This is a genomic window from Amphritea atlantica (genome assembly GCA_024397875.1).
GTDB classification, from domain to species: Bacteria; Pseudomonadota; Gammaproteobacteria; order Pseudomonadales; family Balneatricaceae; genus Amphritea; species Amphritea atlantica_B.
In genome coordinates, this window is the sequence record CP073344.1 from 1456206 (window position 1) to 1471755 (window position 15550).

At 52.2% G+C, this 15550-nt stretch carries 12 protein-coding genes; 11 read left to right on the plus strand and 1 reads right to left on the minus strand.

What is annotated here, in order from left to right:
- The first annotated feature begins 76 nt into the window (after window positions 1-76).
- The gene (locus KDX31_06550) at window positions 77-868 is read left to right on the plus strand and encodes an endonuclease (GenBank protein UTW04657.1); all 792 of its coding nucleotides are present in this window, start codon (window positions 77-79) and stop codon (window positions 866-868) included.
- Between the two features lie 84 nt (window positions 869-952).
- On the plus strand, window positions 953-1765 hold the full coding sequence (locus KDX31_06555) for an HD domain-containing protein (protein UTW05318.1): 813 nt from the start codon (window positions 953-955) through the stop codon (window positions 1763-1765).
- A 48-nt stretch (window positions 1766-1813) separates the two neighbouring features.
- Here KDX31_06555 and KDX31_06560 read toward each other — a convergent pair whose 3' ends face one another.
- Entirely contained in the window at window positions 1814-4990 is a 3177-nt protein-coding gene (locus KDX31_06560; protein UTW04658.1) for an EAL domain-containing protein, read from the minus strand.
- 330 nt (window positions 4991-5320) lie between these two features.
- Here KDX31_06560 and KDX31_06565 point away from each other — a divergent pair, with 330 nt between their 5' ends.
- The 9 genes from KDX31_06565 (at window position 5321) to KDX31_06605 (ending at window position 15525) form a co-directional block, all read left to right on the plus strand.
- On the plus strand, window positions 5321-7153 hold the full coding sequence (locus KDX31_06565; GenBank protein ID UTW04659.1) for an ABC transporter ATP-binding protein: 1833 nt from the start codon (window positions 5321-5323) through the stop codon (window positions 7151-7153).
- A gap of 180 nt (window positions 7154-7333) precedes the next feature.
- Window positions 7334-8083 (plus strand): ABC transporter permease, encoded by a 750-nt coding sequence (locus KDX31_06570; protein ID UTW04660.1) that lies wholly within the window; start codon window positions 7334-7336, stop codon window positions 8081-8083.
- On the plus strand, window positions 8080-8979 hold the full coding sequence (locus KDX31_06575) for a DMT family transporter (GenBank protein UTW04661.1): 900 nt from the start codon (window positions 8080-8082) through the stop codon (window positions 8977-8979). Before KDX31_06570 ends, KDX31_06575 begins: the two co-directional genes overlap by 4 nt.
- A gap of 48 nt (window positions 8980-9027) precedes the next feature.
- On the plus strand, window positions 9028-9660 hold the full coding sequence (locus KDX31_06580; protein ID UTW05319.1) for a LysE family translocator: 633 nt from the start codon (window positions 9028-9030) through the stop codon (window positions 9658-9660).
- Window positions 9661-9662: 2 nt separating this feature from the next.
- On the plus strand, window positions 9663-10694 hold the full coding sequence (locus KDX31_06585; protein UTW04662.1) for a nitronate monooxygenase: 1032 nt from the start codon (window positions 9663-9665) through the stop codon (window positions 10692-10694).
- Window positions 10695-10843: 149 nt separating this feature from the next.
- Window positions 10844-11326, plus strand: coding sequence for a peptidylprolyl isomerase (locus KDX31_06590; protein UTW04663.1), 483 nt, complete (start codon window positions 10844-10846; stop codon window positions 11324-11326).
- A 220-nt stretch (window positions 11327-11546) separates the two neighbouring features.
- Window positions 11547-12467 (plus strand): MoxR family ATPase, encoded by a 921-nt coding sequence (locus KDX31_06595; protein ID UTW04664.1) that lies wholly within the window; start codon window positions 11547-11549, stop codon window positions 12465-12467.
- 32 nt (window positions 12468-12499) lie between these two features.
- Window positions 12500-13507, plus strand: coding sequence for a DUF58 domain-containing protein (locus KDX31_06600; GenBank protein ID UTW04665.1), 1008 nt, complete (start codon window positions 12500-12502; stop codon window positions 13505-13507).
- Window positions 13504-15525, plus strand: a complete 2022-nt coding sequence (locus KDX31_06605) for a DUF3488 domain-containing transglutaminase family protein (protein UTW04666.1) — start codon at window positions 13504-13506, stop codon at window positions 15523-15525. The genes KDX31_06600 and KDX31_06605 overlap by 4 nt, the downstream gene beginning before the upstream one ends.
- Window positions 15526-15550: the final 25 nt, after the last annotated feature.

Consider the following 15550-nt stretch of genomic DNA (forward strand, 5'->3'; position numbering starts at 1 on the left):
AATCCTGTTAAATCATTCTTGCCAGGGATGGTAACTGCCCGGAATGGATTCCTGTTGTTAGTTGTAGGGATCATCTATGCTGTATCGTCCTCTTATCGTTCTGTTTGTACTGTTGCTATCGGCGCATGCGGCGGCGGAGTCTGCGCCTTCATTCCGCAAGTCAAAGCGAATTCTTGCTGATCTGTACCAGGTAAACCCCATCAGCTTTTATTGCGGCTGCGATTACCGGGCGGAGGGGAAAAAACTGGTTCCCGTGTGGCCGAGTTGTGGTTTTGAACCACGTAAAAATGCAAACCGGGCAGCGCGAATAGAGTGGGAGCATGTCGTACCGGCCTGGGCATTTGGTCATCAGCTTCAGTGTTGGCAGGACGGCGGGCGTAAAGCATGTAAAAAAGATAAGCGATTCCGCCGGATGGAGGCCGATCTGCACAACCTTGTTCCCGCTATTGGTGAAGTGAATGGTGATCGCTCTAATTTCAGTTTTGCGCAGCTGGAAGGCGAACCCCGTGTCTATGGCCGTTGCGATATGGAGGTCGATTTTAAAGCGCGGAAGGTTGAGCCGCCCGGGAATCGCCAGGGGGATATCGCCCGTACCTATTATTATATGCGTGATCAGTATGGGCTTAAAATCAGTGCCAAGCAGGCGAAACTGTTTTCCGTCTGGAATGCCCGGGACCCGGTTGATAGCTGGGAAGTACAGCGTAATAAGCTGATCACCGGCTTGCAGGGCAACAGCAACCCCTATGTGACTGCGTCTGTTGCGAACATTGCGGCTGAAGAGAAGAGAGTTGTTCTGGATAACGAGGCCGGAGATGAAGCCGGGGCTTCGCTGTTAAAACGCCTGCTGACAACCCTGGGGACGTTTTAGTATTGTTCCGCTTCTGTTCGTCAGGGATAATGCTGACCCAGGGCGTATGCGCTTGAACCAGAATAACTTTTACTGATGAATCTGATGATTAAACCTTATTACAGAACTGTTCTGATATACCTGATCTTCGCTTCATTGTGGATCTATTTTTCAGACGCGCTGGTGGCTGCGTTATTTCGTTCGCCGGAGATGATCACTCAGGTTCAGAGCCTTAAAGGTTTTGCCTTTGTCGGCTGTACCGCGTTGTTACTGCTGTTTCTGACCCGTGCGGATGTGAACCGGATAGAACTGGCAAATCTGAATCTGCGAAAAAGTTACGATCAAACACTCAAAGGGTGGGTACAGGTGATGGATATTCGCCATAAGGAGACGGGTGAGCACAGTCTGCGGGTTACCCGGATGACGGTCAAACTTGCCGCTCTGTTGGGAATTGATGGTGATGAACTAACCTGCCTGGCCCGGGGAGCGTTGATGCATGATGCGGGTAAAGTAGGTATTCCGGATACTATTCTGATCAAGCCCGGCCCGCTTGACGATAAAGAGTGGGCTATCATGACGCAGCATCCGGTGATCGCCCGGGATATGATGAAGGATATCGGGTTTCTGCAACCCTCAATCGATATCCCTTATAGCCATCATGAGCGCTGGAACGGTACCGGGTATCCGCAAGGTCTCGCAGGTGAACAGATCCCGCTGGCGGCAAGGATTTTTGCCATTATTGATGTCTGGGATGCGTTATCGGAGCATCGGGTATACAGGCAGGCCTGGCCTGAGGATGAGGTTTTGCTCTATATCAGCGAACAGGCAGGAATCCATTTCGATCCTGAAATTGTTGAGGTGTTCCTTGAGCACTACGATGAAATTAAGGAAGCTGCCCTGCATCCCTCGTATTTTTAATACAGACAAGAGTGTCAAGGCTGCTGTCGCTCGGGTCGGGCTGTAGTGTTAATTGCTCAGTAACAGTGGCTGTTCGCAAAAATCTTTGTGCCAGAGTTCAAACTCCTTTTCTGGCATCGCGCTGGCATAGAAAAAGCCCTGTCCATAGTCACAGTGTGCTTGCTGCATCAGCGTGTGCTGCTCAATCGTTTCAATTCCTTCAGCGATGACTTTAAGGCCCAGCGTGTGTGCCATAACGATGATGGCGTTGCACAGTACCAGATCATCTGAACCGGCATGCAGGTTGCGGATAAAGGTGCTGTCTATTTTCAGGTAATCGATCTCCATGCGGCTCAGATGGGCCAGCGATGAGAAGCTGGTGCCAAAGTCATCCAGCCCAATCTGAATATTGGCGCCCCGTAACTGTTCGATCTTTTGCCGGATGTCAGCTGAAGAATCCATTAGCAGGCTTTCGGTGATCTCAATACTTAGCTCAGACTTTGCTATGTCTGATTCACTGGCTATATCAATCCAGCGCGTGTGGGCTGAGCTATCGACATCGCTGTCGAAATGGTTCGGGGATACATTGATACAGACCTGTAACGGTGGGGTTAGTTTTTTCCGCCACCGTTTTACCTGTTGCAGTGCCTCCCGGAAAACCCAGTCTTCCAGTTCCTGTATGATGCCGCCCTGTTCGGCAGCCCGAATGAACTGGTGAGGGAACATTAATCCTTCATCCGGATGGTTCAAGCGGATCAGTGCCTCGGCTTGTACTACCATCATACTCTGCAGATCGATCACCGGCTGATAGTAAAGCTGAAACTGATGCTGCCTGATCGCTTCACGCAACGCCGTAATCAGTCGGGCACGTTTCAGCGACAGCGTTTGCATTCCTTCGGTAAAAAAGTGAAGTTTGCTGCGACCTGCTTCTTTCGCAGCATACATCGCCTGATCGGCGTTTTTAATCAGCTGCTCTGCATTATCTCCATCCTGAGGATAGAGCGCTGCGCCTATACTCGCAGAGATATAACGTTGTTGATTTTCCAGCTCGAATGGTTGTTTCAATATGGTGAGTATTTTCTCCCCAACCTGTTGTACCTGAGCGCTGTTTTCAATCTGTGGCAAAATGATAGTGAATTCATCACCACCCAGGCGGCAGACCGTGTCGCTGCTGCGTACCAGGCTTTTAAAACGTTCGGCAACTTCAGTCAGCAGCTGATCACCAACATTATGGCCCAGTGTGTCATTGATCTCCTTAAAGCGGTCAAGGTCGAGAAAAAGTAATGCCAGCGACGATTTTGAACGGGCCGCCAGGCGAATCTCCTGAGATAACCTATCCATAAACATTCTGCGGTTGGGCAAGTTGGTCAACGGATCAAAATTCGCCTGAGTCCATATCAGTTCTTCAGTACGTTTTTTCTCAGTGATATCGGAGAAGGTGGCTATCCGTTGATAGACCGTATTGTCATCGTTGAACAGGGTGTTGATATTGAGCCAGGCGATGTAGATCTCGCCATTTTTATGGCGGTTCCAGATCTCTCCCTGCCACTTGCCCGACTCATTCAGATTGCCAAGCATTTTTTCGTAGAATGGGCTTTTATGAACCCCTGAACTCAGCAGGGATGGGGCGTGGCCGATCGCCTCCTCGGCCTGATAGCCGGTAATCTGTGAGAAAGCATTATTAACCTTAACTATTTTGTTCTCGGCATCCACGATCATAATCGCATCATTGCTTTCAAATGCCGCTGCAGCGAGGCGCAGTTGTTCTGTTTGCCTCTGCTGCTCGAAGTTCATATACGTTCCGGCGATACAGAGTGGATGGTTGTTTTTACCAAAGCGGATCGGTTTGCCCCGGCTCTTTATCCATAGCCACTGGTTGTCTTTAGTGAGTAGCCTGAACTGAATCTCTGCAGCATGATTGTCGAGTACCCGTGGCACAAAGTCGACGTAAAAGCGCACCTGGTCTTCCGGGTGCATCAGTTTTCGGAACAGCTGTCTGTTGAGATGAAATGCCTGATCTTTATAGCCGAGCATCTTGTAGCATTGGCTATCCCAGTGAATCGAATCGTTTGCCAGATCCCAGCTCCACAAGCCGGTCTGAGTGGCTTCCATTGTCAGACGGTAGCGTTCTTCCGATTCTTTCAGTGCCAGTTCATAACGGTTATGATTTCTGTGGAGCTGATTAAATGCCCTGATTAACTGACCCACTTCATTATGGCTCTTGACCGCAAGGGCTTGTTCGGGAAGCTGGCCGTCAGCCATTTTGCGTATATCCCGCGCGGCGTTGCGCAGCGGTGTCAGCAGCCTTCTTAACAGGTAAGCGATTACGCCGGCCATCAAGACACTGATAGCCAGAATCACTGTAATGATATTATCTGAAAGACTATTAACCCCAGACATAGCTTTCTGAAGAGGATAGGTGCGGATAACGACCCAACCCAGTTTATCCAGTTTTGCAGAGGCGAAAATGACCTTATTGCCATTGCCGTCGGTGGATATACCCGATGATTCCCCGGTCTCGATCAGTTCGATACAGTCACAGTGTTTCTCGTTTTTATAACTTTCAAGAGGCACGCCTTTGAGGGTATCGGTCACATAGATGCCCAGATTTGGGTCCGTCACCATTACCCGTCCACCGTCAGTGAATGTTATGTCGGATATCTCTTTGAGCAGGTTGTCCTGAGCCAGAAGATTGACACCAAAGATATAGCCCAGTACCTGGCCTGAAGAAGATAGAATCGGCGTGTTAATCGCAAACAACGGGTTTTTGAGTCCCTTGCCAAGCAGCGGTTTGGTAATCACCGTAGACTTTAACAGGCGGGCTTTCTTCATATGTTCCCGGTTTGAAAAATCAATGCCGGTCCGGTCAGGCACCGTAGGGAAATCGACCAGTGATATACCGGCCCGGTTCAGTACCACAACACCGCCATTAAACAGGGCATGTAATTGCGTATCCCGTGTCAGTGTTTCCTGAATCTTTTCATTTGAATGCAGTTGGTCTCCCGAATGAAGCGAATCGGTAAAAGTCTCCAGGTAAGACACCCGTTTCTGTAATGCAGAATCCATATGTCGAACCACCATGTCTACCATGGTCTGTTGTTGTTCTACCAGAAGGTTGGCTGAGCCTTGTTGCAGGTAATTGAAAATCAGCATTGTTATGGCGCCGGCAGATAAAAGAAATCCTGCCAGTGTCAGTATCAAAACCCGGTTATGCAGGGATGTCGGTACAAAACGGTGAAAAACCATTCATGCATATCCATCATGTTAAGGGGTGAGGCCAGAAGCCATCTACAACACGCGAGAATGATTAAATTAATTCACAGTTTTCCAGCGAGTTGACTTCATTGAGAGTCATTGGAAATAAAATATCCGATAATTACTTTCAGCTTAGTCTAGTCAGGCTAATTTTAAACGGAAAAGTCATCAGAACCGTGATTGCTTTTGTCGTCATTCCGGGTGTTTTAGGGCACAGAAATCTTCGTTCAGAAGCGTTTCAGGCATATTTAACCGATGTGCTTTCAGGTATCATTTTTGACTTTTATAACAGGCTGCCGCTGTGGCCTTCGGATTGTGTTAATGCTGCAATTTTTTGAACGTCTGACAAACCCATATCCTGAGCCGGAACCTGGTCAGCCACCCAAGGGGCTGTATGCGTTCTGTCGATACTATATGCGGGGGATGGAGTGGCCGCTGTTGGTGATGACGCTGTGTTCTGCATTGCTGGCGGTGCTGGAAGTCACGCTGTTTGGTTTTCTGGGGCAACTGGTAGACTTGCTGAGTAACAAGCAGCCCGAGACATTCTGGCAGGAGGAGGGGGACACCCTCACGCTGGTGGGAGTCCTGCTGTTAGTCGGACTCCCGCTATTAGTTGTACTCCACTCGCTGATTGTTCATCAGGTATTGCTGGGTAATTTTCCGATGTCGGTTCGCTGGCTGGCGCACCGTTATCTGTTGCGTCAGAGTCTGTCGTTCTATCAGAATGACTTTGCCGGTCGAATTGCCACAAAAGTGATGCAGACCTCTCTGGCGGTGCGGGAAGCGGTGATGAAACTGCTCGATGTACTGGTCTATATTGCGGTTTATTTTCTTTCGATGCTGGTGCTGGTGGCACAGTCAGATCTGCGGCTGATGTTACCTTTATTGGGCTGGCTGGTCGGTTATTGTCTGTTGATGTGGTATTTCGTTCCCCGCCTACGGGATGTTTCAGCGATACAGGCGGATGCCCGCTCATCAATGACCGGACGGATTGTCGATAGTTATACCAATATCTCAACGGTAAAGCTGTTCTCTCACAGTCAGCGTGAATCGGATTATGCCCGCGAAAGTATGGATGGCTTTCTGGCAACGGTGTACCGGCAGATGCGACTGGCCACAGGTCTGAATGTGGCGGTGCAATGTCTTAACTATCTGTTGTTGTTCATTACCACCGCCGTAGCGATCTACCTGTGGAGTTTCAGTCTGGTAACGGTGGGCGCAATCGCAATCGCTATCAGCCTGGCTCTGCGTCTTAACGGTATGTCCCAGTGGATTATGTGGGAAGTCAGTATGCTGTTTGAGAATATTGGTACCGTGAATGATGGTATGAATACCCTGTCGCAGCCTCTCGATGTAACCGACCATAGTGATGCGAAACCGCTGCGTGTTGAAGCTGGATCGATTCGCTTTGATGATGTCTCCTTCCACTACGACAAGAGCGCCGGGGTGATCGAACATCTGAATCTCGACATCAGACCCGGCGAGAAGGTAGGGCTGGTGGGACGTTCCGGGGCCGGTAAGTCAACGCTGGTTAACCTGATGCTGCGTTTCCATGATCTGGCTGACGGACAGATTCTGATTGATGGACAGGATATAAGCCGGGTGCAGCAGGACAGTCTGCGATACCAGATTGGTATGGTGACTCAGGACACCTCTCTGCTGCATCGCAGCGTACGGGATAACATTCTCTATGGTCATCCTGATGCGTCTGATGAGCAGATGATTGATGCCGCAAGGCGGGCAGAAGCCCATGAGTTTATCCTTGGACTGAGCGACCCGCAGGGACGCACCGGTTACGATGCTCAGGTGGGGGAGCGGGGCGTCAAACTGTCCGGAGGACAGCGTCAGCGGATCGCTATTGCCCGGGTGATTCTCAAGGATGCACCGATTCTGATTCTGGATGAGGCCACTTCAGCGCTGGATTCTGAGGTTGAAGCGGATATTCAGCGCGGTTTGTCCAATCTGATGCAGGGCAAAACCGTTATCGCCATTGCCCACAGGCTTTCGACTATTGCCGCAATGGACCGGCTTATCGTGCTGGATCAGGGTCGCATCGTGGAGCAGGGAAACCACCACCAGCTGGTGGAGCAGGGGGGCATCTATGCCCAGCTTTGGGCGCATCAATCGGGCGGCTTTATCGGTATGGATACCTGAGCATTAAGTGCAGGTTTAAAACAAAGCACTTAAGAAGGTTGCTGAAAAGCTCTTAAAATGGCTCTTGAAAACGGTTCTTAAAAAAGCCCGGTAACATAATGATATATAGTATAAGAGCCTGACATGATCGCAGCGTTCAATTAACACCTGGCAGTCGTTAAGGGTATAAGGAGAATCCGGATGCATGTAATTTCATGGTGGTCACTCGCCTGGTGCGCTATTCCCGTGGTTCTGATTGCTATCGTGTATGCCCGCTGGTCGGGAAAAGCGTCTGAAGTATTACTTTCAGCCGCGCGCATGACGCTGCAACTGATCGGGGTAGGGTATGTGCTGGTGGCATTGTTTGACAACCCCTCTCCCTGGATTACCGGTGCAGTTTTAATCCTGATGGTGAGTATCGCCAGCTGGATTGCGTTGCGCCCGGTGAATCATCAGCGAAACTACCTTAAGCCAACTGTGATCGCCCTGGCCTGTTCTGCCGGATTGCACCTGTTTATATCACTGGTTCTGGTGATCGGGGTTGAAACCTGGTACGAGCCAAGAGTGATTATCCCTTTAGCGGGAATGTATTTCGCGAATACGATGAACGCGATCAGTCTGGCGACAGAGCGTTATCATTCTGAACTGCAGGAGGGGAAGCCTGAGCCGAAAGCGCGTCTGACCGCGTTTCAGGCAGCCATGATTCCGCAGATAAACAGTCTGCTGGCGGTTGGCCTGGTGTCTCTGCCCGGCATGATGACCGGTCAGATTCTCTCCGGGGTGTCACCGCTGATCGCGGTCCGATACCAGATCATGATTATGACAATGGTACTGGGGAGCGGAGGCTGTGGCGCTGCATTGATGCTCTGGCAGCTGGGTCGTGCTCAACCGTCAGGGCAGCAGACCGATAATGGTATGACAGATCATAAACCGGCGGATAAAGACAAATGAATCAGCGACCTCTATTGACCACGATTGTTTATACTCTGTTTGCCCTGCTGGCCTTTGCGGGAAACTCAGTGCTGTGTAGGCTAGCGCTGGGAGAGCAGAGTATTGATGCGGGCAGTTTTACGGTTATCCGCTTGTTCTCTGGCATTGTTGTGCTGTCGATGCTCTGGTATCTGACTCAGGGATATAAAGCTAAACCGGGCAATAACGCCGGACGGGGAAGCTGGCCTGCCGCGCTGATGTTGTTTATCTATGCGTTGGGTTTTTCCTATGCCTATATCAGCCTGGATACCGGCACTGGCGCCCTGATACTGTTTGGTGCGGTACAGATCACCATGATTCTGGTGAGCCTGTTGCGTGGCACCCGGCTGCTATGGGTTGAGTGGTTGGGCCTGACGCTGGCTTTCAGTGGTTTTGTTTATCTGCTTAAACCGGCAATCCACACTCCCTCACTGTGGGGATTTATACTGATGACAGCCGCGGGTATTGCCTGGGGTATCTATACACTGATGGGCCGGGGATCGGTCAATCCGCTGGCAGATACCCACTTTAACTTTTTCAGAACCCTGCCACTGGTTATCCTGACACTCATTGTTACGCTGGCGCTGGGAAGAAGTGTTGTTTCCTTTAATGGAGTGATGCTGGCGGTGCTCTCCGGAGCGGTTGCTTCGGGCATCGGTTATGCTGTCTGGTACCGGGCCCTGAAGGGTTTATCCGCAGTGCAGGCGGCGGTGCTGCAGTTGTTGGTGCCGGTTATCGCGGCGGCCGGTGGTGTGGTGTTTACCGACGAGATGATCTCGGTGCGTCTGCTGATTGCTGCGCTACTGGTGCTGGGAGGGATTCTTCTGGTGGTTGTCGGGCGCTATTATCTGCTGGTGCGGCAAAGAGTGTCTGACTGACTGCTATGATCATTACTAAATATGTGTTGTATGGAGCTTTAACCGATGATGGATAGCCAGCTGTTTGCCACCTTTATCGTTGCCATCACCCTGCTAACCCTGACGCCGGGGGTCGATACTATGGTGACAATCCGTAACAGCGCCCGTGGCGGCTGGCGAGATGGCTTCGCTACCAGTACCGGCATCTGCTGTGGACTGTTCCTGCACGCCATTGTCTCAGCGCTGGGGATTTCGGTCATCCTGTTGCAATCGGCTAATGGATTCCAGTTTCTCAAGCTGCTCGGTGCGGGTTATCTTATCTGGCTGGGGGTCAGCAGTCTGCGGGGTATCGTTCAGGGACGCAGCGTATTCAGGCTGCCGGACTCAGGGATCAGGCCCTTTGTGATTGGGCGTTCGTTCAGGGAGGGCTTTCTTTCGAATGCCCTGAACCCGAAAACAGCGCTGTTTTATATGGCTTTTCTGCCCCAGTTTATCGATCCCGAAGGATCGGCTCTGACGCAGTCACTGTGGCTGGCGGCGATACATTTCATGATCGCTATGGTGTGGCAGTGTTCACTGGCGATGGCAGTGAACAGTGCCCGACGCTGGCTGCAGAGTAAGGTTGTCAGTGTTGGCTTTAATGCCGTCAGCGGCTCGGTGCTGATCTATCTCGGTGCCCGGCTGGCGTTAACGGAGACTTAAATATGGATATACAGCAACTCTTTGGCATCGAACTGCCGCTTATTCAGGCACCGATGGCGGGGGCACAGGATGCTGCGCTGGCCATTGCGGTGAGTAAAGCCGGCGGGCTGGGGTCTTTGCCCTGTGCCATGTTAACCCCCGATCAGCTGTGTGCTGAACTTGAGACGTTCAGGGCGGCAACGGATAAGCCGGTTAATCTGAATTTCTTTGCCCATACTCCGCCGGTTGCCGATAACGAAAGAGAACGGCTGTGGCGTCAGCAGTTGCTGCCCTATTATCGGGAGTATGGCATCGATCCTGAGACGGTCTCTGCGGGGCCGGGACGCACGCCGTTCGATTCTGAGATGGCGGCGGTCATCGAACAGTATCGTCCGGAAGTCGTCAGTTTTCACTTCGGTTTACCCTGTCCAGATCTGCTGGAACGGGTCCGTGGTTGCGGCAGTAAAGTGATCTCCAGTGCGACAACTGTGGCTGAAGCGGTGTGGCTGGAACAGCAGGGCGTTGATGCGGTGATTGCTCAGGGTGTAGAAGCCGGTGGCCATCGGGGATTTTTTCTCAACCGGGACCTGAATAGCCAGACCGGCACCATGGCGCTTGTACCGCAGATTATATCGGCCATCGGACTGCCGGTGATTGCGGCCGGCGGTATTGCGGATCAGCGGGGCATTCAGGGGGCGCTGGCAATGGGGGCCGCCGGGGTGCAGCTGGGAACGGTATTTCTGCTCTGCGACGAGTCGCGTATCAGTGAGATCCACCGTCAGGCGTTACTGGAACAGACTACCCCCACGGCCCTGACAAATATTTTTTCAGGCGGTCCTGCCCGGGGAATTGTAAATCGGGTGATGGCTGAGTTAGGGCTGGTGGCTCAACAGGCGCCTGAGTTTCCCTTGGCTGCTGCATTCATTGCGCCTCTGAGAGCAGCGGCAGAGCAGCAGCAAGCGGGTGACTTTTCCCCACTCTGGAGTGGCCAGAATCGATCAGGTTGTCGTTCTGTGCCCGCCGCAGTACTGATGGCTGAGCTGTTCCGGCAGTAGTCTCCGGAAACGTCAGAAGTGTCATTAGCAGGATAAAATTTTATTCAGGGGTTGATATCTACGTACTCACCCCCAGATTAAAAATAATTCACTAATCTAGACCTCTGTCAGCAGTGCTGTTAACGTCTTTAACTCTTGAGGTCTGAACAATGCAGATTGCTGACAAAAAGATTGTCCTTATTCACTACACCCTGAAAAACATCGATGATGAGGTTATGGACTCATCTGAAGGTGCAGAGCCTTTGGCATATCTGCATGGTACCGGCAGCATCGTTCCTGGTCTGGAAAAAGAGCTGGCGGGTAAGCAAGCCGGTGATAAGGTGAATGTCGAGGTTTCTCCCGAAGAGGGTTACGGCGAACTTAACCCTGAACTGATTCAGGAAGTGGAGCGTGCCGCTTTTGAAGGAGTTGATAACATCGAAGTGGGCATGCGCTTTATGGCTCAGACTGCATGGGGCCAGCAGCCCGTTGTTGTAACGGCTGTGACCGATGAGAGCGTTATTGTTGATGGTAATCACCCGTTGGCAGACCAGACTCTGAAGTTTGATGTTGAGGTGGTAGAAGTGCGTGATGCGACCGAGGAAGAGCTGACCCATGGTCACGCCCACGGTGAAGGTGGTCATCAGCACTGATTGAATGCCGCGATGCGGCAACCGAACCGTTTATGAAAAGGCGCTTAGCGCCTTTTTTTGTTGCTGTAATTTGATGGTTTTTTCAATCCGCTGGGTATAAACAGGATAACGATTTTGGGGAGTTTTATACCCCCGGGAAGCGACTTCTCACACTTTGCTGTATATATAATGGGTGGGAAATGTAGCTTCAGGTCAGTTAGCCAAACAAGAGTGAGAGCCGATGCGAGATCAGATTCAAACGGTGATAAAAGAGGTATCCAGTGTTCTCTATGGCAAACAGGAGGAGATCAAGCTGGCGCTGACCTGTATTTTCAGCCAGGGACATCTGTTGATAGAGGACCTGCCCGGAATGGGGAAAACAACGCTGTCCCATGCGCTGGCTAAAGTGCTGGGGTTGGAGTATCAGCGCCTGCAGTTCACCAGTGATATGCTGCCTGCAGATATTCTCGGCGTGACTATTTTCGATCCATCCGCTAACCGCTTTCAGTTTCACCCCGGCCCGGTGTTTACTCAGCTGCTGCTGGCGGATGAAGTTAATCGTACCACCCCCAAAACCCAGTCGGCGCTACTCGAGTCGATGGAGGATAGACGCGTCAGTCTGGATGGTCAGACCCATCAGTTGCCAGAACCATTTTTTGTCATTGCGACACAAAATCCGGTAACCCAGCAGGGCACATTCCCGCTACCGGAATCCCAGCTGGATCGCTTTCTGATGCGGATCGAGCTGGGCTATCCCGATGCCCGGGCAGAACGGGAACTGTTGCGTGGCGGCGATCCCCGGGAACGTCTGGAGAGTCTCCCGGCTGTCGTCTCGGCCACGGAGTTAGAGAAGATATCTCAGGCCTGCGCTGCTGTTAACGTGTCTGAGAGTATTCTGGATTACCTGCAGCGGCTGATTGCCTATAGCCGACAGGCACCTGAATTCAGTTTTGGTATCTCCCCCCGGGGTGCTTTGGCTTTGCTGAAGGCGAGTCGTAGCTGGGCTTATATCGAGGGGCGTGATTACGTGATACCCGAGGATCTGCAACAGCTTCTCGGTCCGGTCACCGGGCACCGTTTACGGGCTGCAGAAGATATCGGCGGGTTTGGTGCCAATGCCCTGATTCAACAACTGCTGAGCCAGGTTGATGTGGTTGCCTGACTCTCGGCTATGTGGCCTGAATTGAGGTTTCAATGATGAGCGGATCAATCCGTCAACGCCTGGGGAGGGCCGTTTTCGACTGGAGTCTACGCCGCAGTCCACGCTTAAAGCAGCTGACCCTGAGCCAGCGGCGAATCTATATAATGCCGTCGCGTGCCGGATTTGTGTTTCTGACGTTATTGTTGGTGATGCTGATACTGGCGATCAACTTTCAGAACAATCTGATGTTTGCCGTGACTTTCCTGCTAGCCAGTCTGTTTGTGGTTACCATTCTGCACACCTATGCCAACCTCTCCGGGCTGACCATTCGCTTTGTTCGGGGACACCCCTGTTTTGTGGGTGAGCAGGCGGCCTTCGATCTGACACTGACCGCTAAGGGTAACCGGCAGTATGAAAGTATTCAGCTGCGTTTCAGGGGGGGAGCAGGAACTGCCGTAGATCTGATTGAGGACCGGCAGAAAAGCATAACGCTATATCAGAAAACGTATCGTCGTGGTTTTTTGCCTGCCGATGTGTTGCAGATTGAGACCTTTTATCCATTGGGATTGTTCAGAGCCTGGACCTGGTTGCAGGTCGACCTGAAAAGCCTGGTCTATCCACGCCCGGTGGAAGGGGGGCGATTAGCCGATCTGAGTGGCTCAGCGGGGACGGATCAGAGTCGGGTGCATATAGGTGAGCGCCATGGCGGTGAGGAGTTTAGCGGACTGGAACCGTACCAGCCCGGTATGTCACTGAAACGGGTGGCCTGGAAACACTATGCCCGGGGGCAGGGGATGTATGTGAAACAGTATGTTGAGCTGAATGATAACCGCAGATGGTTAAGCTGGGATCTGTGGCCGGAGCTATCTCAGGAAGCGCGCATCTCCCGCCTCACCTGGTGGGTGTTGCAGCTTCACCGGAGGGGCGAAGAGTATGGCCTGCTGCTACCCGGTCTGGAGATCGTTCCTGATCGCGGGGAGGCTCACCGGGTAAGGGTTCTGGAAGCGCTGGCCTGCTTCGGTCTGGACTGTCAGCCGGGCGTTCAGGAGAGAACTCCGTGAAACCGCTGTTTCAACTGACCCGCAGCAGCATGATCTGGTTGCTGGTGAGCATTCTGATGGTGATGGCACCCTATGTCACAGTGGTCCCCGGCTGGTTATTTCTGCTGGCTGTTTTTACTGTGGGCTGGCGTCTGATGGTGCATAGCGGACGCTGGAGCTTCCCTCACTGGAGTGTACGTTCAGCACTGCTTGCGCTGGTGCTGGTGGGACTGTTGTTTGAACTACGCTCGGGATCGGTGATGGTAGTAACGGTCGGTTTACTGCTGGCTGCGTTTCTGCTGAAACTCACCGAAATGTACCGGCGACGGGATGCGCTGGTGGTTCTCTATGTCGCATTGCTGCTGATTGTATGCAGTTTTCTATTTTTTCAGTCGATACCCATGGCGCTTTATAGCCTGATATCGCTGATTGTTGTGACCGCCTGTCTGAATACCGTGTATCGCAGTCAGCAAAACACAGATATCTGGCGACCATTGAAGCGTTCAGCGGTGCTTTATATGCAGGCGTTGCCGATGATGCTGGTGCTGTTCCTTATTTTTCCCCGCATCGCTCCGCTGTGGCAGGTGGATATGAATACCGGGCAGAGTTTTACCGGGCTGTCAGACTCTATGTCGCCGGGAGATGTCAGTCGTCTTACCCGTTCGGCGGATATCGCTTTCAGGGCTCGTTTTGACGGGCCGTTACCCACAGAAAATCAGCGTTACTGGCGAGGCCTGACCTATGACAGGTTTGATGGCAGGCGCTGGACGCGCTCTGGACAGCGAGGCTTTGAACTGCAAAATGGGCTGCAGTCCAGCCCTCCGGATCAATTAACCAGCCCCCGGGCTTATCGCTATGAGATGGTGATGGAAGCGACCGGACAAATCTGGCGATACGGTCTGGATGTGCCGGTGAGTTATCCCGTCACTATGCGTCGTCTCAGTGATATGACTCTGCAGGGGCAGGGGCCATTGATGCAACGGACGCAGTATTCGCTGGTTTCCCGCTCTGCTCCGCTGCGACAGACGCTGTCTGCCGAGCGCTATGATACTTACCTGCAACTGCCGGAAAGGGGCAATGAGAAAGCCCGGCAACTGGCGTTGCAGTGGGCATCACGACAACCGGGGGTTAAAGCCTTCACTGTTCGGATGATGACTTTTTTTGCGACTGATTTTCGCTATACCCTGGAGCCCCCGCTGTTGCCGGGCAGTGATTCTGTTGACCAGTTTCTGTTTCAGACACGGCGGGGTTTCTGTGGTCACTTTGCCAGTGCCGGAGCGTTTTTGTTGCGGGCGGCCGGAATTCCTGCGCGGGTGGTCGGTGGCTATCTGGGGGGCGAACTTAATCCGCTGGATGGCGCCCTGACTGTGCGTCAGTATGAGGCTCATGCGTGGCTTGAGTACTGGGATAAAGCAGACCTGCGCTGGCACCGGCTTGATCCAACCTCGGTGGTGTCACCGTTGCGGTTGGAACAGTCTGCGGCGCAGTTGTTCAGCACCGAACCCTCATTTCTCGCCGATGCGATGCTGATGCGTAACGGCTTTCTCCGTGGTTCGCTGTTAAAGGAGCTGAGACTGCGATATGAAATGATTAACTATGGCTGGCATCGTTGGGTACTTAACTTTCAGGATCGTCAGTCTGGTTTTTTACAGGAGTTACTCGGGGGCATTTCGGTAGTTAAAATTGTACTGCTGATTCTGGGTACCGGAGGGCTGGTGCTGCTGGCCGTTGCGGGAAGCTTATTTGTCTGTCGCAGGCAGCGTAAAGACCCGTTGATCATCGCGCTGAAACGGTTGGATAAGTGTTTACTTAAGCTCGGTTTACAGCGTTGCAGTGGCGAGACTCCCGGTCAGTTTTTTACCCGGTTGGAGCAGTCTTTTCCTTCACTTTCCGAAGAGTTTGCTGCATTGTCACGTTGTTATGAACAGATCAGTTATGCGGAAGACTGTGATCCTGAGTTGCTATCGCTGTTCAGGCGTTTAGTGGCCCGCTGCTGTGCGTTAATTTCCCCCAAACTTTTAATTGATAAGCCTACTTGATAAGCCTGATTGAATGATACGACAC